20 protein-coding genes are annotated in these 25,164 nt (G+C 67.2%); 6 read left to right on the top strand and 14 right to left on the bottom strand.

All coding sequences use genetic code 11. The annotated features are described in order from the left end of the window. Positions 1-184: 184 nt before the first annotated feature. From ASG63_RS05990 to ASG63_RS26790, 4 genes are all read left to right on the top strand, one after another. Positions 185-520: a hypothetical protein gene (locus tag ASG63_RS05990; protein ID WP_156394085.1), complete on the top strand. Its 336-nt coding sequence runs from the start codon at positions 185-187 to the stop codon at positions 518-520. A 275-nt stretch (positions 521-795) separates the two neighbouring features. Beyond that, complete coding sequence (locus ASG63_RS25015) at positions 796-966, top strand: hypothetical protein (RefSeq protein WP_156394084.1); 171 nt, start codon at positions 796-798, stop codon at positions 964-966. Continuing rightward, complete coding sequence (locus ASG63_RS26795; RefSeq protein WP_338011810.1) at positions 948-2,432, top strand: GAP1-N1 domain-containing protein; 1,485 nt, start codon at positions 948-950, stop codon at positions 2,430-2,432. Before ASG63_RS25015 ends, ASG63_RS26795 begins: the two co-directional genes overlap by 19 nt. Continuing rightward, the gene (locus ASG63_RS26790; protein WP_082559194.1) at positions 2,351-2,764 is read left to right on the top strand and encodes an ATP-binding protein; all 414 of its coding nucleotides are present in this window, start codon (positions 2,351-2,353) and stop codon (positions 2,762-2,764) included. The genes ASG63_RS26795 and ASG63_RS26790 overlap by 82 nt, the downstream gene beginning before the upstream one ends. Before the next feature lie 126 nt (positions 2,765-2,890). On the opposite strand, the gene ASG63_RS05975 is transcribed toward ASG63_RS26790, so the two are convergent. The 11 genes from ASG63_RS05975 to ASG63_RS05925 form a co-directional block, all read right to left on the bottom strand. Next, a complete protein-coding gene (locus ASG63_RS05975; RefSeq protein WP_244479822.1) occupies positions 2,891-7,831 on the bottom strand; it encodes an AAA domain-containing protein in 4,941 nt (1,646 codons plus the stop codon). A 435-nt stretch (positions 7,832-8,266) separates the two neighbouring features. Next, positions 8,267-9,109 (bottom strand): Pnap_2097 family protein, encoded by an 843-nt coding sequence (locus ASG63_RS05970; RefSeq protein ID WP_056213060.1) that lies wholly within the window; start codon positions 9,107-9,109, stop codon positions 8,267-8,269. A gap of 162 nt (positions 9,110-9,271) precedes the next feature. After that, the gene (locus ASG63_RS05965) at positions 9,272-10,204 is read right to left on the bottom strand and encodes a transporter (protein ID WP_056213113.1); all 933 of its coding nucleotides are present in this window, start codon (positions 10,202-10,204) and stop codon (positions 9,272-9,274) included. Between the two features lie 329 nt (positions 10,205-10,533). Continuing rightward, entirely contained in the window at positions 10,534-11,802 is a 1,269-nt protein-coding gene (locus ASG63_RS05960) for an MSMEG_0569 family flavin-dependent oxidoreductase (protein WP_056213059.1), read from the bottom strand. A 37-nt stretch (positions 11,803-11,839) separates the two neighbouring features. Next, on the bottom strand, positions 11,840-12,121 hold the full coding sequence (locus ASG63_RS05955) for an MSMEG_0570 family nitrogen starvation response protein (RefSeq protein WP_056213056.1): 282 nt from the start codon (positions 12,119-12,121) through the stop codon (positions 11,840-11,842). After that, a complete protein-coding gene (locus ASG63_RS05950) occupies positions 12,114-13,289 on the bottom strand; it encodes an MSMEG_0565 family glycosyltransferase (RefSeq protein ID WP_056213054.1) in 1,176 nt (391 codons plus the stop codon). Before ASG63_RS05950 ends, ASG63_RS05955 begins: the two co-directional genes overlap by 8 nt. After that, positions 13,286-14,281 carry a sll0787 family AIR synthase-like protein gene (locus ASG63_RS05945; protein WP_056213052.1) on the bottom strand — a complete coding sequence of 332 codons (996 nt, stop codon included), beginning with the start codon at positions 14,279-14,281 and terminating at the stop codon, positions 13,286-13,288. The genes ASG63_RS05950 and ASG63_RS05945 overlap by 4 nt, the downstream gene beginning before the upstream one ends. Further along, complete coding sequence (locus ASG63_RS05940; RefSeq protein ID WP_056213050.1) at positions 14,281-14,826, bottom strand: MSMEG_0567/Sll0786 family nitrogen starvation N-acetyltransferase; 546 nt, start codon at positions 14,824-14,826, stop codon at positions 14,281-14,283. The genes ASG63_RS05945 and ASG63_RS05940 overlap by 1 nt, the downstream gene beginning before the upstream one ends. Next, entirely contained in the window at positions 14,823-15,926 is a 1,104-nt protein-coding gene (locus ASG63_RS05935; protein WP_056213111.1) for an MSMEG_0568 family radical SAM protein, read from the bottom strand. Before ASG63_RS05935 ends, ASG63_RS05940 begins: the two co-directional genes overlap by 4 nt. Further along, a complete protein-coding gene (locus ASG63_RS05930) occupies positions 15,880-16,956 on the bottom strand; it encodes a Nit6803 family nitrilase (protein ID WP_056213048.1) in 1,077 nt (358 codons plus the stop codon). Before ASG63_RS05930 ends, ASG63_RS05935 begins: the two co-directional genes overlap by 47 nt. An 82-nt stretch (positions 16,957-17,038) precedes the next feature. Then, positions 17,039-17,521 (bottom strand): MSMEG_0572/Sll0783 family nitrogen starvation response protein, encoded by a 483-nt coding sequence (locus ASG63_RS05925; protein ID WP_056167628.1) that lies wholly within the window; start codon positions 17,519-17,521, stop codon positions 17,039-17,041. Between the two features lie 359 nt (positions 17,522-17,880). On the opposite strand from ASG63_RS05925, the gene ASG63_RS05920 reads away from it, so the two are divergent. Beyond that, positions 17,881-19,320, top strand: a complete 1,440-nt coding sequence (locus tag ASG63_RS05920) for an aminotransferase-like domain-containing protein (protein WP_056213046.1) — start codon at positions 17,881-17,883, stop codon at positions 19,318-19,320. 97 nt (positions 19,321-19,417) lie between these two features. On the opposite strand, the gene ASG63_RS05915 is transcribed toward ASG63_RS05920, so the two are convergent. Continuing rightward, a complete protein-coding gene (locus ASG63_RS05915) occupies positions 19,418-20,353 on the bottom strand; it encodes an AEC family transporter (protein WP_056213044.1) in 936 nt (311 codons plus the stop codon). Between the two features lie 114 nt (positions 20,354-20,467). Between ASG63_RS05915 and ASG63_RS05910 the strand changes: the two genes are divergently transcribed. Beyond that, positions 20,468-21,337, top strand: coding sequence for a LysR family transcriptional regulator (locus ASG63_RS05910; protein ID WP_244479821.1), 870 nt, complete (start codon positions 20,468-20,470; stop codon positions 21,335-21,337). A gap of 142 nt (positions 21,338-21,479) precedes the next feature. Here ASG63_RS05910 and ASG63_RS05905 read toward each other — a convergent pair whose 3' ends face one another. After that, the gene (locus ASG63_RS05905) at positions 21,480-23,570 is read right to left on the bottom strand and encodes a family 2A encapsulin nanocompartment cargo protein cysteine desulfurase (RefSeq protein ID WP_056213041.1); all 2,091 of its coding nucleotides are present in this window, start codon (positions 23,568-23,570) and stop codon (positions 21,480-21,482) included. Then, entirely contained in the window at positions 23,557-24,948 is a 1,392-nt protein-coding gene (locus tag ASG63_RS26785; RefSeq protein WP_056213039.1) for a family 2B encapsulin nanocompartment shell protein, read from the bottom strand. The genes ASG63_RS05905 and ASG63_RS26785 overlap by 14 nt, the downstream gene beginning before the upstream one ends. Positions 24,949-25,164 lie beyond the last annotated feature (216 nt).

Below are 25,164 nucleotides of genomic sequence, written 5' to 3'. Positions count from 1 at the left end.
AGGCACCTGGGCTGGAATCCCCGTCAATCCGGGTTCGAGGCCGTCCACATTTTCTGGTGAACGAACCCTTCCAGGGGTTGTGCCTTGCCCTCTCAGCACGATTCGGCACGGCCTCGTGCGCACGGCGTGCCGAGACGCCTGACACGTCATGGTGCCTTGCGTGCCCGGGCGGCATCATCCCTTCATGAGCGCATCCCGCCCGACATCCGCTGCCGCCCGCGAGCGCGAGGCCAACCGCGTCGCGCAGGCCGAGACGCGCGCCCGCCGCGCTCAGGCCGGTCGCCCGGATCCGGCGGTCCTCGATCGCGCGATCGCCGATGCGCTGGCGCAGGTCATCGCGCGCGCGCCGCAGGGGTACCGGCTCGCTACGCCCCTCGATGCAGAGGCGATCCTGTGGGCGGCGGCCGAGGCGCTGAGGGACCGCACGGAGCGGGCGATCGCCGCCGGAAAGCCGACGGTCGTCTACCGTCGCGAGGCCGTCGCGGCGGCCCTCGCAGCCCGTCTCGGGCTCGATCCCTGAGGGCCCCTCCGACTGCACGTTTTTCGATTCACAACATCGAGGTAACGGGGGGAGGACGGCTCGTCCCAAAAAGCACTCGTCTGACGGGTCGAACCGATTGGCGTGTGTTGCCGGGTGCACGGGACCCCGCGATCCGGCCCTCATGAACGGCCTGATAATCGAAATCGACTTCGACGTCTCCGCCTTCGCGAAGGGCCGTGTGTGTTTCGGTTTGCAACTTTAGTTCTAACTCAATCTTGCTGATGCCGGCGGCGTTGAGGTTGCGGATATCTTTTATGGAGCTGCAGCATGCGCCCTCCCTCTCACTCAAGGCGGACGAGTCCTGCCGCGACGACGTCCAGGAGAACGGACTCGACGGCCGCGGGTGGGTGGCGGTCGAGGACGAAGGTATCTGGCGCCGGGACCCCGATCTGACGTGGCCCATCGCATGGGCCGTCGGCGTTTGACCATGTCAGCCGTCGAGCGCCAGCTCCATGGGTACCAGCAGGGGCACCAGCTCCTGGCGGCGTCCATGCCTCTCCCGAAGGCGGAACAGTCGGTAGTCAACCAATTATCCGACGTCGCGGGACCCTTGCGACCGCGGGAGCGGTTCGAGCCGTACCTGACGGCTTACCCGCTGCCGGGCGGAAAACGCTACGTGCTTGCACGAACTTGGCAGGACCTGACAGTCGCACGGGCGGGATGCGTCCGGACCCTCAGCCTCGTCATTCCCATGGACGAATGGGTCGAGGCCGATGGCCTGTCCGCCTACCCCGACCAGTTGCGGCTGGACAGGCTTCCCGAGCCCCGTGACGCCACGCAAGTCGTCGTCCGAGACACGGGCACCGAGCCGCTGCCGCCGGCGCCGCCGTTCAACGGCAGCGAACTCCTGGAAGCGCTGTTCCTGGAGGACGTGCGGCCCGTCGTCATGCTGGACGCGCTGGAACCCGAGCTCGTCGCGACGCGCCTGCTAACCGCCCTCTGGCCCTCCCTGAGGCGAAGGTTCGCCGTGTCGACGTTCGCGCGGTCCCCGCGCAAGGTCGGAGGCCGCGACTTCGACCTCGTCTTCGCCCCAAAGGACGCAAGGTCGAGGTTCTCCGACTGGAACGGGCGCCGGGTGGACGGCCGCTCGGTGCAGGACGCCCGGCACCGTTGGACGGGCGCGATCGTGGCCCGGGTCTTCGACCAGCCCCACCCGCGCCTCCTGACCGTCCCCGAGACCGGATTGGTGGGCGGGAACGACGCCAATCAGGACGACGCGGCGGCCCTGCGGATCGCGTTGCTATGGGGCGAGCTGGCCACCAAGATCCACAACACGCCGACGGCCGCCCTCGGCCTGCTGGACATCGTCAATTCCGGCAGGGTCCGCGACGCCCACGCGGTTGAGGCCATCGAACCGTCACTGGTGGAGGCGGCGAACCGCGCGTCTACGACCTTCGCGGACGACGACGCGTGGGGCTTCCTGGGCGCCATCTACCGGAAGCTGCAGGGACGTTCCATGCCGGCGGGGAGTGCGGCTGTCGCGGACGCGGTCGAAAGGCTCGCCGCACGTGCGCCGGAGGGCGCGGTCTTGCTTCTGTCGCAGGAGGACCCCCGCGGAGCCCTCACCGAACTCGTGCCCCGCATCGCCTCGGGTCTGGGCAGCAACTTCACTCACGACGGTGAAGGTCGACCCGATCCACCTGGAAATGGCCCTTCTCGACGTTATCGTGAACCCACGGGACGCCTCGCCCAACGGTGGGGCGGTCACGGTCACGACCCGCGAGATCCACCTCGACGAGAGCGCCGCCGCCAAGCACCTGGAGCCGGGCGACTACGTCCTGCTGAGCGTGTCCGACGAGGGGGGTGGGGATGCCGCCTCATATCCAGGCGCGGGCCGTCGAGCCGTTTTTCACCACCAAGGCGAACGGCGAAGGGACCGGCCTCGGATTAGCGATGGCGCACGGCTTCGTACAGCAGTCCGGCGGTCGGCTGGAGATCGAGAGCGCAGTCGGCCGTGGCACCACGGTCAGCATGATCCTCCCGCGGGACCTGCAACGGGACGAGCGTGGAGACCGCCCCCCGGATGCGCCGAGATACCGGGTCAAGACCTTCGACGCCTCGACGGCGACGTCGCTGATCCTGGTGGTCGACGACAGCCGCGAGGCGGCCGCCATGGCAGACGAGGCGCTGCAGGGCATCGGATACCGTGTGGTGGTCGCCTATAGCGCCGAAGAGGTGCTGCCTTATCGACGAGAGCAGCTGAGCCAGTTGTCTGGCAACTGACGCTTGGACCTATGTCTGCTTAAGGATAGCATGCCATTGAAAGCAGCCAGACCGTTGACAACCCTTCGCGGACGATCAACGATTGGTACCGACCCGTCAAGCTCAACCGCCAGCAGCGGCATGCGATCAATGAGGCGCCTGGGGTCGCTCTCTCCTTAGCACGAGTACGCGCCTCATGCGGCCGCCCGCATCGAACTCGATCTCGTCTTCCTCCGAAACCCCAAGCAGCTTCGACCCCAACGGGGAGTTCACCGGAAGGCGGCCATTCGCGTCGTCGTGGCGCCCATGAGCCAGCGTGAAGGTCACGGTCTTGTTGTCGTCGAGATAGCGTAAAACGACGCGATCCCCCGCCTTGACCCCTCCGGCCGGGTGATCGTCCTTCAGTTTTCCAGACCCCACCTGCAGATCATGATCCGCGAAGGATTCGGTGGCGCTGTCGTTAGGCAAGATGTCATGCAGTCTGCCCACTGTATCCCCCGACCGGGCTGCCGTTCGGTGCAAGGTGTAGCCGGACTGGAGTTCGGCGGCGCCGCCGGGTTCAATACCAGCTCGTTCGAGCGTCTCGAACAGGTCAAGCATACAGCCGTCCGGGTCGAGAATGAAGCTCGACGACCAGCATCTCCAGAAGCGCCACCCGACACGCTCCAGGATGCGCTGCCGACGCATGTCGTCCGCCCAACGCTCTGGCCCGTGGTACCTGTCACCGTCGCATTCGACCGCGAGGCGGCGCCCGTTCGCGCCCTCGACGACGAGATCGATCCGATAGCCCAGCGCGCCGACCTGCGGGAGAACCCGGTAGCCACGCCCGACGAGACGTCGGAGGACGTCCCGCTCGAAATCGGAATCGCAGAGTGCCTCCAAATCGCCGGTCCGGGCCTCGGCACCGGCCATCGGTTCGCGAAAGTGCCGTATCACGCGCGCCTTGAGGTCGTTCGGCTTGAGCTCGTCCTCCCGTACGGATCGCACCAGCACCAACCGATCCCGGGCCCGGGACATTGCCACGTTGAAGCGCTGCTCGAACTGAGTGGCGGTCTGGGATTGCTTACTGTCAGGATCGGCGATCATCGACAGGAAGACCACGTCGCGCTCGTTTCCTTGAAACGTGGCGCTGTCGCCGCAGGCGATGCGGTGGCGTCTTACGAGATCCTCGCCAAGTTCTTCCAGGAGCATCTTGTTGATGAGGGCGGCCTGCTTTGATCCGATAAGGGATACGACGCCGATCGTTCGCCAACGGTCCGGCGCCTCGATGCGAGCAAGGCCCGGATCGTCGACGAGCTTGCGGATCTCCGCGACGATCACCTCGGCCTCGCGGGGGTTCTGCTTGTCGCCCTTACGGCGACCGTCCGGGACGTAGATGTCGATGAGCGGAGGATCGAGCCGCTCGTGCGCGGTCGGCACGCGTAGGGGCACCAGGGGTTCGGGATAGAACTCCATGGAGAACCGGATGATCGGCTCGACGCAGCGGAAATGCTCCCTCAGCATGACGAGCTTGTCCGGGAACATGACCTTTGCCAGGTCGTAGAGCGATGCCCCCGGCAGAAGCAGGGTCCTGAAGGGCTGGCCCTTGAGGAACCCGTGTTCCAGGCGGTCGATCTTGGCGTTCTCGATGAAGGCGGCGGACGGGCTCACCTGCTTGTCGTCGCCGACCACGAGGATCTTCCTGCCACGTAGCAGCGCGGGGAGTTCGCGTATGTCCGACTGTGAGGCCTCGTCCATGATCACCAGGTCGAACGAGCCGACCTCGCCGGGCAACTGCTCGGCGACACGCCACGCCGGCATGATCCAGCACGGTATCGCGGCGTAGCACTGCGCCATGGCCAAACGAGCGTCGCGTCGATGGCGGCCAGCACCCTTGCCGGTGCCCTTGCCGGTCTTGCGCAGGGCGGTGGCGAACATCATCAGGGCCGCGCGCACCGTCCCGGTCATCGAGCGACCAAGCTCGTAGAAGGTCCGCTCGCGGACGAGCTGTTCGAAGGTTTTCCGCACCTCGGCATCGAGCCGGACGCGCTCGTCGGCGAGCGTCCTCAGCCTGTCCCGGTCATCGATCCGTCTCAGGTAGGCGGCCGTCACCGCCCATTCCCAGGCCTCGCGCCAATCCCCCGGCAGCAGCGGGTCTGCCGTGTCCTGGGCCGGTTCCTTGCGAAGGCGTGAGGCCCAGACCGGCGCACCGCCTAGGCGGATGACCTCGGTGATCGATCGGACCACCTCGAAGTAGCCCCGGCCCTGACCCAGGTCGTCGATCTGGCGACGCAGGGCGGACCATAGGGACGAGATCTGGTCTGCCCCCACGCCCTGGCGTCCGACGGCCTCAGATAGGACGTCGCGGGCGAGCTGGCCGATCTTCCCGGCTGTCTCGGGGAAAAGGGTCTGAAGCCGATCGATCTCGTTGCGCGATGCGGAAAGTTGCGCCGCAGCCGCGGCATTCCGGAAAGCCTTCTCGACAAGGTCGAGCCTTCGGCGATCCAGCCAAAGGTCGCGAACGGACCCGCAGCCCGGGACGAGATCCGCGAACGCCTCGCCGAGGATGCGCGTCGCGCGTTCGGCCCCTTCGAGGATGGCATCGAGCGTTCCGACAAGCTGGTCGAGTTCGCGGGCCGTGGCGACCGGGGAAGCGCCGATCTCGTCGGCCAGCGCCCGCCAGCGGATCGCGAGCGATGCGACGGCATCCCGCCACGCCAGATAGTCCCGGACGTGCGCCCAATCCCCGGGCCCGGCTGGAGGACGCCCCTGAACCCGAATGGCGTCGACGATCGGACGCAGCGACTTCTCGCGGAAAGCGAAGAACCCGAACACCGGTTCTTCCGCGGCCAGCCGGCGAACGATGCCGGCGATTTCCAGCGAAGCGGGCTCGAAGGCCTCGGGAAGCTCGACGGGAAGGCCGAGGTACCGCTCCCGTTCCAGGGCGATGGGCCGGGCGTCCTCGGCGAAGCGTCTTACGAGGTTGACGATGCGGTTCTCGCCGGCCGCGAAGAGGATGTCCCCTGCCAGCGCCCGCAGCCACGGTGTATCGTCCGCCAGGTCCTTGGCCCGGCGTAGGGACCCCAGCTCCGACGCCGCCTCAAGTGCCTTGGCGACGTCCTTTGGGGACATGATCCGCACCCGGATCGAGGGTTCGCTCGCCGCCGCCTCGGCCAAGTGCATGGACCGGACCAGGTCATCGTGCAGCCGCGCGATGACATCGCCGTCCGGCAGGTCATGAATTGACGGCAGGACACAGTCGATGTGTTCGAGACGGGCTCCGAGGGCGAGGCGCGCCGAGCGGAGGCCGGCTAAGTCCTGGTCCCGCGGCATCGCATCGAGTGAAGCATCGCTTGGACGGTCCTTGAACCAATCGTGCCTCACGGCTGAGAGCGTGACCCGCCGCGCAAGCTCGGCAGGTCGCTCGTGACCGAATGCCGGGGAGAGCTGGCGGAGCGCAAACCGCTCGATCTCCGCGTCGACCTCGTTCAACCGGCCCCGAAGCCCCACCACCGACGCTTCGAGGTCCCGGATCAACCGCGACTGCTCCGATGGCTTGATGCTCTCGACCACCGACTGAAGAAGGCGGACCGCCGCTTCCAGCTGTTTGAAGCCCTCGCGCTCGGTCGCGGTGATGCTGATGGCGAGGTCGCGAACCCCGTCGGGCAATTGGTCGCGCAACACTGCCAGGGCCGGCTCGCCGTGCGAGACGACTAGCACGCGCCGACCGGTCGCCATGTAGTGGCAGATGATGTTCGAGATGGTGTGGGTCTTGCCCGTTCCAGGCGGGCCCTGCACCACGATCCCGTCGGTGGCTTCGAGCCGCCGCACGATCTCCATCTGCTCGTCGTTGAACGGCTTGGGGAAGAACAGGTCGCCGCCCTCGGCTGGGCCGACCGGTTCGGGTGCGTGATCGACCGTCCCACCCACCCGGTCGCTCAGGGGGCGCCAGAGATCGCCCGACGGCTTGTCCGCAGGCCCCATGACCAACGTCCGTGCCGGACCCGGGAGATCGTGTTCCTCCGCGGCACGTTTCACGGAGCGCTTCAGGTTCTCGATGTCCGCCAGCAGGAAGCTGTCCGACCTATGGCGGGCGAAGATCACCCAGCGGTCGGAGACCGTGAGGTTCTCACCTGCGCCGGGTACGGGTTCGTGGGGCGCTAGGGTCAGTCGGTCAGGTAGGTACCCGCCCTCGACGTCGAGCCGGGCTTGGCAGGATCGAAGAATCGGCTCGAAATCGTCGCGACGGTAGGGCGAGATGCCTTCGTCCGGATCGAGAACGGCGATGGCGCGTCGGGCTGCATCGTGGGCCAGCATCACACCCTCGACGCCCATGTCCTCATAGGCCCGAAGGTTCACGGCGGCGGCGGCGGCGCGCGGTCGAATGCGGATTTCGGCCCCTCCGGCATCGTCGACTTCGATCTCGATCAGGCGCTCCACAAGCGGCAGATCGATCTCACGATCATCCTTTTTCCATCGCGCCAGGCCCATGCCCCAGACGAGCTCGAACGGCCGGTCTCCGCCGCCGAGCTCGGACAACTGCGCCACCTCGAAAAGACGCTGATACAGGGCCAGCGAACGACGTACCGGCCCCTCCGCGAGGGACCAGGGCAGCCACCTCTCCGTGATCCAGGCCTCCGCCGCAGCCTGAACCTCGGCCCTGTCCTCGATCCGCAGCCGGACATCCCAGAGATGGACATCCTTCTCGGTCTGAATCGGCGCCTCGGAGCAATCCTCGACCCGAGCCAACCCTGCCGAGACAAGGGCGTTCTTCTCGCCCATCGGTATGGTTCGGATCAGGAACGGGAGCAGCCGGGGCCGGCGTTCCGGATCAGGAGCGAGTTCCAGCCATTCCGCAGCCTCCTCAGGCGGAGCCGGCGGCGCGCTTCGCCGCAACCGCAGGACCGAAAGCCAGATCGGTCCCTCCTCGTCGACGAGGTCATGCCTGACACCGGGAAGGGCATGGAGTTCGTGTTGGTGCAGGATGAACGCTTGCCCGGTCGGGAGCCGATGCTCGCTCAGCCGCATGGCCGCCCTTTCGTCGAGCCTGACGACTTGCTCGACGTAGCCCAGCAGGTCGTGGAGCCTTCCGCTAGCGGGATCTGCCATTTCTCGATTGATCATTGCCGGGATGCGCTACCCTGGCCGCGCACCCTGGCGAAGCTTCCGGGTGGGACAGTCCGACATGGATCGAGGCGACGTCAAGCACGTGCTTCGCAACCTAAGGAGACGCCTGTCCCAAACTCATGGACACCTGAAGCGAGCCGTTGGGCAGCATACGCGGCCGCGGTCGAAACTGGAATCAGATGCCATTCGGCTATCGACCCAACCTCGCCAAATCAGGTGATCCAGATTGTTCCCAATAGCGGACGTTCAGCCCCTTGGTCCTCGATGAACATGGAAGCAAAATACATTGGGAGCGAAATCAACGTCCATTGAACGGCGTAAGTTTCTTGGAATGCGGATTGAATGAAAACTACCAGCACCACGCCGTAGGATTAAGTGAGCATATAATAAACTGTCGTTGGTAGGTAGGAAGCTAGATCAGGACATCGTGCGGTGCGTCACCACTTCGGCCAAGAGCTTACCATCCACCGAGGCGCTCAGAAGCGCACGATGCCGGCATCCCGCACCATCCTGTGCTGCGAACATCCGCACGGTGATGTCGTCACCTACCTCGATGTTCGCGTGGAACCGCGCGTGACGCTTTTTGGTCGAGAACTGGCCCGACCGTTTGCCGATGAAACGCCACTCAGCCCTATCCACCGCGGCGATGAAGCTGCTGAAATACAGGAGACCGGCGCCATTGAAGTCCAAATGTGGGCACATCGTGATTGGTGTTGTGCCCAACTCATTCTCATCGACCCACACATCGTGGGCCAACGTCTCATGACAACGGTACGCTGGCTGCGATGGCAGGGTCCCCAGGGAGGGGTCCGCGCTTCCGGTACCCTCGATCCTGACACGGGTGATGGAGCGGTTCACGCCTTCGGCCTGACGCCTGACGAACACGGACGTCATCTCCACATCCGCGATCAACCGGTCCCGACACGCGGCGAAATGGCGACTGACGACCCGGGTCTCCGAGAGGTGCGTGATCGTCGAGCGTACATCCAAGCTGTCGTTCTCCCGAACGCCGCCAAGGTCGCCACCATGCAGCGAGATGTTTCGGAACGCGGCGTAGATGGGCTGGTCGCCCACGGAACCGAACCCGGTCGCCGCCCTGCCGTAGGCCTTGGCGATCAAGTTCCAGTGACGATGCCCGAGCTCTTTCCAAAGCCAATTTTCCGAGAGGCCGTTCGGGCTTAGGTGCGGCATGCCTAGGACGTAGCTGGACGCGTCCGAGAGGGGCGAACCGCCACCTGCCAACCGCATGTGCAAAGTCATGGACCTTCTCCGTTGCGGAGGGCGGGACCGGGTGGTGGTAGCTGTTGAGACTGAACCACCCGGCCCCTATCGAAGCGGGGTCCTTGGGAAGGATTTTCACTTCGATTGCGGTCACGTCCCCGCTACCTCAGGTGAGGGTGACTGGGGGCGCGAATGCCGGAATCAATACTTGCGGACGAGACTGACCGGCATCGGTTCGGCAGCCTTCGGTGCGCTGTATAGCGGGGCGATGAGACGGATGAAGCCGTCGGTCGACTCGGTGCCGCGGGTCCGGACCGCGACGTCGCGGGCGACCATCAATTGCGCGGTGAACGGTCCGAAATCATAGCCGACCAGGCCGCCGACCGCGAAGCGTCCTGCGCGCGTGTAGCCCTGCGCGGTGGCCCGCGCGAAGTCGCGACCGCCGAGAGGCAGGTCCGTCACCCCGTAGGCGACCGCGCCGACTTCGAACTTGCCGAACTTCTTGGTGGCCGTGAGGTCGAGCAGGAGGGCGTCGGCCAGGTATAGGGGACCGATGGCACGACCGACCGGCCCCTCGAACCGCCCGGGGGAGTCGTAGAAGTTATGGGTCAGGTTGGCGGTAAGGTTCCAGCCATCGCCCGTGTAACTCGCCGCGAAACCCTGGCGGTAGGTGTTCGATGAGAACTGCGTCAGGCCTCGACCGGCGTCGAGATCGTTCAGATGGACCGCCGCCAGATAGCTGACGCCGAAGTTGTTGCCGAGGTCCCATGCGAAGATCGATCCGACAAGGGTTCCGACGTTGACCGAGAAATCACGGTTCGGCACGCCAGCCGGATTATTGGGGAAGCCGAACACCGTGGGCTGTGCGAGCAATGGCTCGACGTTGGCGCCAAACAACTTGAAGCCTGTCGACCAGACCAGGACCGGCACGTTGATCGCGGTATCGGTCGAGAACCGGGTGTCGTTCCGGCGGTAGATGAAGGTGTCGATGGCGTAGATGCCCTCGGGGAGTGGCGCACCGACGGCGAGGCCGACCTGCTCGCCGGGGATGGTGGTGGATTGCGCGAACGAGGCGGTCGCGCTGAGGGTGATTGCGGCGAACGCTCCTGCCGCGGCCGCGAACTTCTTCAACATCATCAATCCCCTTCTCGGATCTGCAGCGGGCAGCCGCACCCATTCACCGAAAAGCATCGGCGTTGGCGGCGCACCAATTATTTCGTTAGATCTTGATCTTGATTGATTGGATCTGCACGCAATTTGTATGCAAATCCAGCAATGTTTATATTTTACGTGATCAGTATTTAGAGTCTACGAGATTTTGCTTTGCAGATGCTTGGAGTGATGTCTTGTTGCATGAACGGCACAGGCGCTACGCCGTCACAGCCGTCCCCTGTGCGTCGATGGCGTACGGGATCGAAGGCGTACCCGTGGAGGTGCCATCCAGGCGGCCATGGAGGCCGGCGTCAGACCGCGAACTTCAAGGCGAACCGCTCGGTGCCGAGGCGCTGCTGGATCGCCTGGACGACATGTTCGGCATCGCGGCCGACCGCGCCGAAACGCCCGGACCCCCAGGTGTTCAGCCAGGGCAGTCCGATGAAGTAGATCCCCTCCTCGTTCGTGACGCCACGCTTGTGCTTCGGGCTGCCCGAACCGTTGAACACGGGGGCGTCGAGCCAGCGGAAGTCCGGCGAAAAGCCGATGCACCAGACCACCGATGTGATGCCGGAGCCGTCGAGGGCGAGGCTTGTGACCGGCTCGCCCGGCTCCCAGACCGGCGCGTAGTGTTCCTGCTCCGGGGCCTCGATGCCCTTCTCGGCGATGTACTTGTCGATGGCGGCGTTGATGCCGTTGTAGGTCCTGTCGGCGCCATCGAGCGAGCGCTTGAGGTCGTCGCGGAAGCGCAGGCTGCCGTCCCTGTAGTCCTCCATCAGCCCATAGAGCTTCATGCCCTCGGTGGCGAAGCGGCGCAGGTCGATGTCGCGGCCGCCGTCACGGCCGGTGACGTAGTGATTGGTGTTGTCGCGGACGCCGTCGCGCAGCGGATGGTTGTCGACGGTCATCTCGTAGTAGCCCATGTCGGCAAGCCAGGTGACGACGTCGCGGCCGCGGTAGAACCGGGCGCAGCGGGGTGCGTCGCCGACCGCGAGGTGCACCTTGCGACCGGCCAGATGCAGATCCTCGGCGATCTGCGCGCCGGACTGTCCGGAGCCGACGACCAGGACTTCGCCCTCGGGCAATTGGGCTGCGTTGCGGTACTGGTTCGAGTGGATCTGCGTGACGGAGCCCGGCAGCTTCTCGGCCATGCGCGGGATGATCGGCGTGTGGTAGCCGCCCGAGGCCACGACGATCTCGTCGGCGGTGTAGTCGCCCTCCGAGGTCTGGACCGAGAAGATCCCGTCCTCCCGCCGCTCGACACGGGTAACCGAGACGCCCTCGCGGATCGGCGGGTTCACCTTGGCGACGAAGGCCTTGAGATACGCGACGATCTCGTCCTTTCGCATGAATCCGTCCGGCTCCGGCCCATCGTAGGGATGGCCTGGCAGGTCGCACTGCCAGTTCGGCGTGACGAGGCAGAACGTGTCCCAGCGCTGCGTCGACCAGGTGTGGGCCGCCGTGTTCTTCTCGAAGACGAGGTGCTCGATTCCACGCTGCTTGAGGTGGTAGCTGACCGAGAGGCCGGCCTGGCCGCCGCCGACGACGGCAACGGGAACGTGACGGGGGGTGGACGTCATGGCTCTCACTCCGTGAGTTCGCAGAAAGGGGGGCGGTTCAGGGCTCGAAGGTCTCGACCATGACCCGACCATCGGAAGGTTGGAGCTTCGCGGCGGCCTCGATCCGGGCAAGTTGGTCCAGGGCGGACGAGCAACTGAACCCGTACTTCTCGCGTACGCGCTCGCTGGCGATGTTGAGGGCGGTGCGGGTCTTTTCGACGAACTCGTCGACGGCGTAGCTCTCGCCCGGCACGAGGAAGTCCTTCACGACGAGGGACGGCGAGTAGCAGGCCTCGCGCCGACCATCGGGCCAGCGAACGTGGAAGTGCATCTCAGGCATGGGTCGGTTCCTGTCTCATGCGGGCGCAGCCCGCGTAGGCATCGAGGTGGCGCTCGGCGCAGGCCCGCCAGGAATAGGCGGCGGCCCGTGCGAAGCCCGCGAGCCTCAGGCGGTCGTGCGTCTCCGGCACGAGGGCGGCGACCATGGCTCGGGCGATGTCGTCGGGGGCGGCCGGATCGACGAACAGTGCGTCGCCCTCGGCGAGGTATTCGGTGAAGGGCGGCCGGCGGGAGACGATGACCGGGGTGCCGCAGGCCATCGCCTCCAGCACGCACAGGCCGAACCCTTCCTTCAGCGAAGGAAACGCCAGCACGTCGGCGATACGGTAGAGGGCCGGCATATCGGCCTGCGGAACCGGACCGGTCTCGATTGCGGGACCGCTTGCCCCAGCCGCGAGGCCGTTGGCGGTCAGGGCCGCATGGCATCGCGCGCGGTAGGCGGCGTGATCGAGAAGCGAGGCTCCCCCGGCGATGACGAGCTGGGCCCCGGGATGGCGCTCACGCAAGCGCGCGAACGCCTCGATGATGCCAAGGGTGTTCTTGCGTGCCTCGAAGCCGCCGATGGCGAGGACGATGGGACCGTCGCCCAACCCCCAGCGCCGCCGTACGGCGGCATCCTGCAGGTCGGGCGTGGGTTGGTAGGCCGCCATGTCGACGCCGTTGCCGACGACCTCCGGTGTCGCACCGAAGTCCGAACGGACGTGCTCGGTCCAGCCCTGACTGACGCAGAGGATGCGCCGAGCCTCTTGGATCGAGCGATCCTGCCAATCGGCAAGCTGCGGGTCGGCGAATGTATCCAAGTGGTGGACCGTCCGAACGAAACCCGGAATCAGACGCCGATGCTTCAGGGTGGCGAGCGCGTTGCCGCCGATGCCGTCATGGGCGTGGAAGACATCGAAGTCACAGGCCGCCGGCGACCCGAAGTGGGTCAGGTAGTCGTTGATGCGGGTCCGCACGAGCTCGACCGTGTCACCGGCAACGGGGCGGGCGGCGACGGACACCGTGGGGCATGCGGCGGCCCGGAAGAAACCACGGCCGGACGGGTCAGGCGCGTGGACCACCGCCTCGTGCCCGAGAGCGCACAGAGCTTCGGCCAGGGCGAGGCAATGGGCGACGCCGCCCCGCGGGTTGGTGGAGTGGGTAAGCAGGGCGATGCGCAGACCGGTCATGCCGAGGCCTCCGCTTCATCCCGGCCGCAGCCGATCAGCGAGCTGGCGACGAAATCCCAGACCACGGCCTCCTCGCCTCCGGCATCGCGGATGCGCGCGACCCGGCTCGCATCGACGGTTCCGATGGTCGCGGCCGTGATGCCCCGCGCGGCGAAACGGTCGAGCACGGCCCGGGTGTCGGCGGGGCGGATGCTGAGGAGGTAGCCGTAGCTTGGGAAGGCGGTGAGCCAGCGTGCCATGGGAACGTTGTCGGGCCGCGGGATCGCGGCGAGGTCGATGACGGCGCCGACCTTCGAGCATTCGAGTAGCATCAGCGCCGTGCCGACGACGCCCGCCATGCTGATGTCCTTCGCGGCGCGGCAGAGACCGTCCTCGGCGAGCCCCGGCAGCAGGGCGAGGTCGGCGCGCAGGCGGTCGCCCGGCGACCCGGTCGAGGCGTCCCAGTAGGGATGCGGATCGCGGAAACGCCCGCGCAGGTCGATGGCGGCGACGAGGTCGTCGCCCGGTGCCGCATCGAAGCTCGTGAGCAGGCGGGAACCGGCGCGGCCGAGCACGGCGACCGCCAGGTTGCCGGTCTCCGAACGCGTGTTCGTGTGGCCGCCGACGACAGGCACGCCGTAGAGGGCGGCCGCGTCCGACAGGCCGGCGAGGATCGGGTCCGCCGCCGCGGCGTCCCGGCTCCACAGGGCGTCGACGACCGCGAGCGGCCGCCCGCCCATGGCCGCCACGTCGCTGAGGTTCACCATGATCCCGCAATAGCCGGCGAAGTAGGGATCGGCCGAGACGAAGCTGTCGATGAATCCCTCGATGGCGAAGAGCAGGTGTCCATCCCCATCGGGGATGGCGGCGCAATCGTCTCCGACCGGCACCGCGTCATGCCGTGCGCCCAGTCCGAGGCGCGTGACGACGGCATCGATGTCGCGCTTATGCGCGACGCCCCGTGCATCCCGGATCTGGCCGGCCAGGGTCTTGAGGTCGACGGCCGCGGTCATTATGCCGCCCTGCGGAACGTGACGAGCCCGTGCTCAGGGTCGTGCATCGGCGGGTAGGCGGCGAGATCGGCCTGCATCAGGTGGTGAAGGCGACCGTGAAGCTCCACCGCATCGAGGGTCGCCCAGTGCAGGGCCTCGAACAGCGGCACGTTCCGGTCCTGCACGTGCGCCAAGAAGCGCGTGCATCCCCGTGCATGGGCCGACGCGACCGCGACCTGGATCAGCCCGGCCCCGAGCGCCGCCGTGCCGCGGAAGGCCCTGGCGACGGCCAGTCGCGAGCCCCACCACTCGCCAGGACGTTCCGCCACCTCGTGGATGCGAACGGTACCAACGACTGCGTCGGCATCCCCGCCGAGAGTGGAGAGGGCGCAGATCGGGATCGCACGCCCGTCGATGGCGTCGCGGTCATCATCCGCGAAGATGCCTTGCTCGGTGCAGAACACCTGTCGGCGCAGGGTGGCGCAGGCCCGCCGCTCCCAAGCGGAGGTGGCGAACTTCACCCGGAAGTGGCTCGGCCGATAGGGCGCGACGGGTTCGAGGATCATGCCGCCACCCCCGCGCGCTCGTAGGTGGAGAGCGCCGAGCAGGCGCCGCAGCGGCCACAGCCGGCCTTGATGTCGGTCGAACGCAGATTGGCCCGCCCCAGCATCTCGGACAGGGGCTGCAGGATCGCGTGCATGAAATCCGGCGACGGTGCCGGGTGGCTCTCCAAGGGGGTGCCGGAGATCGGCACGAAGGGTACGACGAATGGGTAGACGCCCATCCCGACCAGGCGCTCGGCCATGGCGAGGATCGCCTCCGGGGCGTCGCCGAGGCCGGCGAGGATGTAGGTCGAGACCTGTCCCCGCCCGAAGACCGGCACAGCCGCCGCGAAGGCATCGTAGTAGCGCTCCAGCGGCACGCTGGCCTTGCCGGGCATGATCCTGTCACGGACCTCGGGGGTGACGGCCTCCAGGTGCATGCCGAGCGCGTCGACGCCCGACGCCTTCATGCGTTCGAACCAGCGGTCGTCGTCCGGCGGCTCGCATTGCGCCTGGATCGGCAAGTCCACCGCCGCCTTCACCGCGAAGGCGCTCTCGCACAGGATCGCGGCGCCCCGGTCGGTGGCGTTCGGGGTGCCCGTGGTCATCACCATGTGCTTGACGCCGTCCAGCAGAACGGCGGCGCGGGCGACCTCGGCGAGCTGCTCAGGGGTCTTGCGGGCCACGGTGCGGCCGGCGGCGAGGGACTGGCCGATGGAACAGAACTGGCAGGTCTTGGTTCGGCTGGCGTAGCGGATGCAGGTCTGCAGCACTGTTGTCGCGAGCACGTCGCGTCCGTGCAGCACCGCGATCTTCGAGTACGGCACCCCGTCGAAGGTCGAGAGGGCGTAGAAGCGCGGCTTGCCCGGGAAGGTCACCCGGCCGATCACCGCGCCTTCGTGCTCGATGACTGAGACCCCGTCGAGGTCCGGGCGGCGCACCAGGAAGGGCGAGTCGAACGCGGTCTCGGTGTGGACCGGCACCATCACGGTGCGGCCCGCGATGGTCATCGCCTTATGGTCGGAGGGACCGGCGCCGCCGCGCCGGCTCGGGGCCCCGGCGCGGCTGTCGGCGAGCCTAACGCCGTAGGACTGCAACGCGTTGATCAGGCGTTCCGTCGGCATCCCGACCAGGCCCGCCATGCCCGGCGGAAGCGTGGGAAGGCTCGTCGGAAGCGGGGAACTGCTCATTGTCGAGGCTCCGGAATTGATGTTGCGAACGGATCGGCTGGTGCACGAACGAGGCCGGGCGGTCGTCGTGGAGAAGGCTGAGGAGTTCCGGACGGGCGTAGTGGCCGACCGAGTCCATCATCCGCTTGCGCTTGGTCACCAGCGCGAGGTCCATGTCGGCGACGAGGATGCCCTCGCCGGTGCCGAGCGGGTCGGCGAGGTGCTTGCCCTCGGGCGAGACGATGGCGGTGCAGTTGCCGCCGCGGCAGGCGCCGCGCAGGCGCTCGTCGGGGCAGACCTGCGCCACCTGCTCGTCGGTGAGCCATCCGGTGGCGTTGACGACGAAGCAGGCCGCCTCCAGGGCGTGGTGGCGGATCGTCACCTCCATCTGGTCGGCAAAGATCTGGCCGACCAGCGAGCCCGGGAACTGGGCCGCGTGGATCTCCTCGTGCCGGGCCATCAGGGCGTAGCGGGCGAGCGGGTTGTAGTGCTCCCAGCAGGCGAGCGCCCCGACGCGGCCGACCGCCGTGTCGACCACGGTGAGGCCGGCGCCGTCGCCCTGACCCCAGATCATGCGCTCGTGGTAGGTCGGGGTGATCTTGCGGCGCTTGAGCTTCAGGGTGCCGTCGGCGTCGAAGATCAGCTGCGCGTTGTAGAGCGAGCCGTGGTCGCGCTCGTTGACGCCGAGCACGATGACGACGCCGTGCCGGCGCGCGGCGGCCGAGACCGCCTGGGTGACGGGGCCCGGCACTGCCACGGCACGCTCGTAGAGGCGCAGGTGCTCCGCGCCCTGCAGTGCCGGCGGCAGCACGAACGAGAAGTACGGGTAGTACGGCACGAAGGTCTCGGGGAAGACCATGAAGCGCGCACCCTTGGCGGCCGCCTCGTCGATGGCGTTCAGCACCCGTTCGAGCGTGCCCTCCGGCCGGTCGAGATCGGGCGCGATCTGTACGGCGGCGGCCCGCACGATCCGGTTCTCTGACATGGATGATCCTCCGGCGGTGACGGCGGCCGCGTCGCGCGCGGCCGCCGGATGCGACGTCCCGGTCGATGGGCCGAGGGCCCGTTCAGACGGTCCAGGTGTCGATGATCACCGCGTTGTCGCGCTTATGCAGGAGCATGCAGTCGAGGACGTCGAGGGGGTTGATCATGCGGATGCCCTCGATGAAGGCGGCCTCGCCGTGGCCGTAGAGGGCCTGGGTGGAGAACCGGCAGGCGTAGACCTTGCCGCCCTCGGCCATGAACTTCTCAAGCTGGTTGTTGAAGTTCAGGTGGCCCGGGAAGGCCTCGTCGCCGAGCCGCGGGAAGCCGCGCTGGACACCGAGGGTGATGCCGGGGCCGTAGAGCAGGATTGAGGTCTCGAAGCCCTTGCGCTGCAGGCGGGTGGCCTGGAGCAGGTTCACGAGGCCGATGGAGCCCTCGAAGGCGACCGTGTGGAAGGTGACCAGCGCCTTCTGGCCCGGCTCGGCCTTCACGTCCTCGAAGACCTTCTCCTCGTAGTCGACCAGGAAGTCGCCCTTCTTGTGGGGTTCGCGATTCACTGCGGGCATGGATCTCACTCCGTGATGGGTTGGACCGCGTCGGCCGAAGCCTCGGGTGGTCCCAGCCCGTCATGGCAAGCGACGTGCCAACGGGGACCAATCAACAAAACCATCAATGGCCCCAGGTTGAATGCATACAATATTGCATTCAATCATCATCATGCCTTGGTTCCGGATGCCTGTTCTCCACTGGCAGTCAGATCGGCATATGCACAACAGAGCATCACGCTATGCCCAGTCTGACTGCATGGATTGATGGTATTGTATGTATTAGTTCTGTAAGCCGTTTGGGCCTCCGATACGGTATGGAGCTTGCTACCCATACAATCAGGTATTGATCGCATCTTGATGGTGTGCTTGGAGAACGGATGACCTCAGCAGCGCGAGACGGGCGACCGACGCCTTCGGATGTCGTGAGCGGGACGTGGACGCCCGACCTCAAGCGTTGGGGGAAGCCCCACTACCTCGCCATCGCCGAGGCCTTGGCGGACGACATCCGGACCGGACGCCTGACGGTCGGCACGCGGCTCCCGACCCAGCGTGCCCTGGCCGAGGCCCTCGACCTGAACTTCACGACCGTCTCGCGCGGCTATGTCGAGGCCCACAAGCGCGGCCTGATCGAAGGACGCGTCGGCCAAGGCACCTTCGTGATCGATCCCGTGCGCCCGGGCCGGGCCACGCCTTCGAAGGACGGCTCACGGATCGGGCCAGTCGACTTCACGATGAACCTGCCTCCCGAGCCCGACGCGCCGGCTTTGCAGGCGCGGATGCAGGCCTCGTTCGCCGAGTTGTCCGGCGACCTGTCCAACCTGCTGCGCTACCAGGGTTTCGGCGGAACTGACGAGGACAAGGAAGCCGCCCTGCGCTGGCTGAAGGGCCGGGGCATCGACACGCCGCGGGAGCGCTTGCTCATCTGCCCCGGCGCCCACAGCGCCCTGTTCAGCGTGCTGGGCCAGATAGCCCGCCCCGGTGACGCCATCTGCGCCGAACGCATCACCTACCCGGGCATCCGGTCGCTGGCGGCGCATCTGGGCCTGCGCCTCGTCGACCTGCCCATGGACCGGCACGGCGTCGACCCCGATGGGTTCGCGGCCGTCTGCACCAAGGTCGCGCCGAAGGCGATCTACCTGAACCCGCTCCTGCAGAACCCGACCACCACGACCCTGTCCCGGACGCGACGTGAGGCCATCATCGCGGTCGCCCGCCGGTACGCCGTCACCATCATCGAGGACGATGCCTACGCGCGCATCTGCCCGGCGCCGCCCCCGAGCTTCGCCGAGCTCGCCCCCGAGATCACCTACTACGTGGCCGGCCTCGCCAAATGCCTCGGCGCCGGGTTGCGCTTGGCTTTCCTGGTGGCCCCGAGTGCCCGATCCGCCCTTCCGCTCGCCGGCGCCCTGCGAGCCGCCACCGTCATGGCCTCACCGATCTCGACAGCGCTGGCGACGCGCTGGATCCTGGACGGGACGGCGGATGCCATCGTGCAGTTCGTGCGCGAAGAATCGGCTGCGCGCCAGCGCATCGCAACCGCATTACTTCCCAGTGGGACCTACACCGCGGACCCGCACGGCTTCCACGTCTGGATCAACCTGCCGGAGGGCTGGACCCGCTCAGCCTTCGCGAGCCAGGGGCGTTCCGCCGGACTCGGCGTCGTCGCCAGTGACCCGTTCTGCGTCGCCGGCACGCCACCCGAGGCGGTGCGGCTCTGCCTCGGCGGCCCCTCCACCCGACAGCAGATCACCCAGGGACTGGAAGTGCTCGCCCACGCGCTGGAAGGTTCGCCGGCGCTTGCGTCGTCCTACATTTGAGCGTCGTGCCAGCTTGGCGCCCAGGCCACATCGGCAAGTTGAACGCAGCCAACGTCGTCAGACCTGACGCCCGCAGTCCCCCAGCAGGTCGGTCGGTTCACGCCACGAATGCGAGGTATCCGCTGATGGTCATGACGGACAGGATGGTCGAGGTCAGGACGACGTTCGAGGTGATGGCTGCCTCCCTGCCATAGAACTCGGCCAGCATGAACGGGCCCGTTCCGGTCGGAAGCGCGGCGAGCAGGACGGCGGCGTGCGTCAGCATCGGCGAGAGCCCGAACACGACCGTTGCCAGTATCCAGGTCACGGCCGGCTGAAGGATCAGCTTGAACCCCACCAGGAGCGCTGCCGAACCTGGGTCCCGATCCGTCGCTGCCCTTTCCGCTGCCAGGAAAAGACCGAGCGCCACGAGCGCGCAGGGCGAGGCGGCCCCGCCAAGCAGCTTCAGAAAGGTCTCCGCAGGGGCGGGAACGTCCAATCCGGCGAGCGGAATGAGAGCGCCCAGGACCGGTGCGACGAGCAACGGATTGCGTATCAACGAGCCGCCAACTTTCATGACGAGATCCCTGCGTCGATTCTCGGTCTGCAACCCGATCCCGATCAGCACGATGGCGATGGCGAACAGGATGCAGACCGTGATGATCGTGGCCACGAGCGTCGGGGCGAGGGCCTCCTGGCCCAGTGCCACGAACGCCAGCGGGAACCCAATGAAGCCCGTATTGGCGTAGCCCGCGTTCAGGCCGTCGATGGCGGCATCGGCCAGATGCCTCGGGCGTTGCAAGCGGACGACGAGCGTGAGGCAGAACACGAGGGCGGCGCCGAGACCGAAGGCAGCGACGAAGCCCGGCTGCCACACATCGAGCCAGCGCGCATTCGCGACGATGTCGAACAGCAGCGCCGGAAGCGCGAGGTAGACCACGAACCGGTTGAGTTCCGTCGTCGCGTGAGGGCCTAGAACGCCGATGCGACGGGCGAGCCATCCGGCGAAAATGAGCGCGAAGATCGGCAGGACGACGGTGAGCGTGGACAGCATGACAGGAGGTGACCCGAGGTGATGGGGCAGACCTATCCTCCAGGCCCCATATCATCCAATGCCGATTGACCCCTTCATTCATACCCTTCCGGTATCATGGTCGACATCCGACAGATGCGCTACTTTGTGGCGTTGGCGGAGACGCTCCACTTCGGCCGGGCGGCCGAGCGACTGCATATCAGCCAGCCTCCCCTGAGCCGGCAGATCGCCAACCTGGAGAAGGAGCTCGGCGTGCGTCTGCTTGAGCGTCACACGCGGCAAGCGGCGTTGACCTACGCGGGTCGGCAGTTCCTGGAGGATTCACGCGCCGTCCTCGTATCGTTCGACCAAGCCTGCCGTAATGCGCGGCTCGCCGACGGGGGCGATCTCGGCGAACTGTCCATCGGTTTCATGATGCACGCCGCCCACACGGTCCTGCCGGGGCTCGCACGGCGGTTCATGGCCAGCCACCCCCAGGTCCAGGTCGAGTTGCGGGAGGTCGTTCCCAACGCACTGGCCGATGCGGTGCTGACCGGGCGGTTCGACGCCGCCATCATGTTCAATCCCGGACCCGTGCGAGGACTGGACGCGCACGCGATCTTCCGTGAGCCGCTGTGCCTCGCGGTGCATGCCCGCCATCCCCTCGCCGGACGGGAAGGCATCCAAGCTCACGATCTCGTCGACGAACGCCTGATCGCGGCGCCGGCCGATGTCGCGCCGACATTGCGCGAGGCGGTCGTCGGATTCTGCCGCTCGGGCGGTTTCGAACCGACCGTCCGCCTTGAGGCGCAACTCCAACAGACAATCGTGAGCCTCGTGGCGGAAGGCCTCGGCATAGCCCTCGTACCGCAATCGCTGCGCAAGATGGGGGTTGCCGATGTGGTCTTCCGCGACCTGCAGGAGGCCCCGACCATCGAGCACGTCGTTGTATGGAGGCCGGGGAACCTCAACCCCGCTCTCCGGCCTTTCCTCTTGGAAGCAGGCATCGTCCTCGGGGGGAAATGACGATTACCCACGAAGCCTTGCCGTAGGGCGGACGGGCGGGTCCCGACCCAACCCGGTCGTACATGCGTTCGTCAAGGCTGCCGAATTGCGGACTCCAGCGGACCGGTCATTTTTTAACTCGGCCAAGGCAAGACCGCCTTTCCTATCGCCGCGGCAAGCGGTGCATCGCCGTCAGGAAGGCATCCACGTCCGCGCGGGTGTTGTAGAAGGCGAGCGAGGCCCGCACCGACTGGTCGACGCCGAAACGGCGCAGGGCCGGAAGGGCGCAATGATGGCCCGATCGCACCGCGATGCCGTGGGCATCGAGATGGTGGGCCACAGCTTCATTTGTGTGCCCGTCGATGACGAAGGACATCACGCTTGCCTTCTGGCGGGCGGTACCGATCAGGCGCAGACCCTTCACGTCGGCGAGGCCGGCCTGCGCGTAGTCCAGCAGGTCGTGCTCGTAGGCGGCGATGCCGGGCAGTCCGACCCCATTCAGGTAGTCGAGGGCGGCGCCGAGGCCGACCGCGCCGGCAATGTCGGGCGTGCCGGCCTCGAACTTCTCCGGCGCGCCCTTGTAGACGGTCTTCGCGAAGGTGACGTCCTCGATCATGTGGCCGCCGCCCTGCCAGGGCGGCATCGCCTCCAGGAGGTGCTTCTTGCCGTAGAGGGCACCGATTCCCGTCGGCCCGAACACCTTGTGGCCGGAGAAGACGAGGAAGTCGGCATCGAGCGCCTGCACGTCGAGGGGGATGTGGGGCGAGGACTGCGCCGCATCCACCAGCACCGGCACGCCGTAGGCGTGGGACAGCGCGATGATCTCACGGACCGGGTTGATGGTGCCGAGTGCGTTCGCGACGTGGGTTACCGAGACGATCTTGGTGCGGCCCGAGAGCAGGGCGGCGAACTGCTCGAAGATGATCTCGCCGCGGTCGTCCACCGGGATCACCCGCAGGGTCGCGCCCGTAGCCTGGGTCAGGAGCTGCCAGGGCACGATGTTGGCGTGGTGCTCGATCTGAGAGACGATGATCTCGTCGCCTGGACCGATGTTGGCGCGGCCATACGCGTTGGCCACGAGGTTGATCGCCTCCGTGGTGCCACGCAGGAAGACGATGTTGTCCTTGGAGGGCGCGTTGAGGAAGCGCCGGACCTTCTCGCGCCCGCCCTCGAACAAGTCGGTGGAACGCGCCGCCAGGGTGTGGGCGGCCCGGTGGATGTTCGAGTTGTGGCGCGCGTAGAACTCGGACGTGGCGTCGATGACGCTCTGCGGCTTGTGGGTGGTGGCCGCGTTGTCGAGCCAGACCAGGGGGTGCCCGTTGACGCTCTGGTGGAGGGCCGGGAAGTCCTTGCGGACGCGCTCGACATCGAAGGGCGCCGCCACCGGGCTCGACTCGTGGGAGCTCACGCGCGGAGCCGGCCCGCCGTGCCGCGAGGGCTCGGCGCGCGGGGAGGCGTGCGGCCTCGAGGCGCGCTGGGACTGTGTCGGGGAAGAATCGGACAGGAAATAATAGTCGCCGGAAGCGGACGCCGCGTCACCGCCCGGCTGCGCCGAGCGGACGGGCTCTCCCGAGAGGCGCCCTGTGCGCTGAGAGTTTGCCTGAGCGACGTCCCCGCCACGCTTCGCTGGATCGGCCGGCACGAGGCTCGGTGCGATCGCGTGCGCGAAGGCGTTCGCGCGCGGATGATCCTGGGCGATCGTCCGGTGCAGGTCGGGGCCGCCGGGTAGGAAGGCGGCCACTTCCGGCACGGTGGGCACGAAGAATTCCGGGAGGCCGTGCCGGACCGATAACGGGTCGGTGAGGGGATGGACCGAAGGGATCGTCGCCGTGTCGAGGAAGCCGGCGCCCGCTGGCGCTGGCGTGGCACCGAACGGGTTGGCGGCCGACGGCCCGGTCAGGCCCGGAAGCCCGACGCGCGGGCCACCGAAATTGCGCGCCCCGAGGGCCGCGGCGTCGGGCTGGAAGCCCGACGGCAGGGCGTCCGAGGGCACCAAGGGCGTGCCGATGACGTCACCCGGAAGCGATGGCTGCCCGGGGGCCTGGGGAAGGCTCTCCAGACCCTGGGGACCCTGCGACGCGGCCGGCAGCGCGGGGGCCAGCGGCGCGGACGCCGCTTGGCCCTGGCCGTAGATCTCGCGGGCGAGGCGTCCGACGAGGTCGGCATGCGCCAAGGAACCGGCGGAGTCGCCGCCCGCGCCCATGGGCAGACCGAAGCCGGACGAGCCCAACACGCCGGCCTCAGGCGTAGTCATGGTAGTTGCCCAGCAGAACGTTATCGAGGCGTGCGATGGCATCCTCCACCAGCACTGCGGCGGAGAAGTAGCGGGTCACGAGGTGGGAAGCGATGGAATGGTCGTTGGTCCCCATGTAGCGCACCGACAGGCCAGGCTCGATCTCGCCGGTGACGCCGGATTTCTGCAGGCCGACCACGCCCTGCTCGCCCTCGCCGACGCGCAGCAGCAGGATCGAGGTGGTCTGGGATCCGGTGACCGGATCGGTGTCGATCGGCAGCTTGTCGCTCGGCACCAGCGGCACGCCGCGCCAGGTGATGAAGGGCGCGCCGAACAAGTGGATCACCACCGGGGGCACGCCGCGGCGGGTGGCTTCCCGGCCGAAGGCCGCGATGGCGCGGGGATGCGCCACGAAGAACGCGGGCTTCTTCCAGACCAGCGTCAGCAGCTCGTCGAGGTCGTCCGGGGTCGGCGGGCCGCCGCGGGTGGGGATGCGCTGGCGTCCGCCGACCTCGTTCAGCAGGCCGAACTCGGAATTGTTGAGCAGCTCCCACTCCTCCCGCTCCTTCACGGCGTCGACCGTGAGGCGGATCTGCTCGCGTAGCTGGTCGATCTCGTTGGAGTAGAGGTCGGTGACGCGGGTATGGGTGTTGAGGATCGTCTGGATCGTGGAGAGGTGGTACTCGCGCGGGTCGATCTCGTAATCCACGAAGGTGCTCGGCAGGCGCGGCGCGCCGGTCTGCACCGCGAGCAGCTCGATGCCCTGCTCGCCGTGGCTGTTGGTGTGACCCTTCAAGCGGTCGCGCTCCTCGACATACTGCGCGATGCGATTCTTGACGGCGGCGTCGTCCAGGGCCGCCCGGTCAAGGGTCAGCAGCGTGACGGCCGAGAGCGCCTTGACGGCGGGAGCGGGCTGGCCGTCGCCCGTGAGGGCGTCGTCACCGAAGAAGTCGCCGCGGGTGGCGAGCCCCGAACGCAGGCGGTTCTGGTAGGGCCCGGACAGGGACAGTTCGACGGTGCCGTCGGCGACGATGGTCAGGCTGCGGTCGCCCGCGCCCCCTTCCGAGATCGTCTCTCCGGCTTTGTGCTTGCTCTCGGTGAACCGGTCGGCGAGGGCCGCGAGTTCGGCATCGCCCAGACGGCTGAACGGCGGCACGGCGCGCAGGGAAGCGGGGCTGATCGTGCGCGCTTTGTCGGCGCTGGCGAACGCGATGCGGCCGGGCTTGGCCAGCACGACGGCGCGCCGGTTCACGCGGTAGACGCCGCCATCCACGTTGACGAAGGGCAGAAGCCGCAGGAACCAGCGCGGGGTGTTGGCGAGGTTCTGGACCGACGTGACGGTCGCCGTCGATAGATTGCGTGCTGCGGATGCGCCCACGCTCTGCCCCTGTCCGCTCATGTCTGGTCGTCTCCGTGTGGTCCGTCTGGATTGTCGGGTAATGCCGTGCGCATCCGGCCATGGATCTTCGCGTGCGCAGTCGAGCGACTACGCGATCAAGGACAGCGCTGCGGGGAACACCGCATAGTCCTGTCGTACCCGGCATAATAAATTGTACAGCGCCGGACGCGATGCGGTTCTAACCGTTACTTTGCGCGAACGTCAACGGAAAGATAT

Origin of the sequence: Methylobacterium sp. Leaf94 (assembly GCF_001426045.1) — a bacterium.
Lineage (GTDB): Bacteria > Pseudomonadota > Alphaproteobacteria > Rhizobiales > Beijerinckiaceae > Methylobacterium.
Note: the sequence above shows the minus strand (reverse complement) of the source record. Positions and strands in the feature narration are given on the sequence as shown.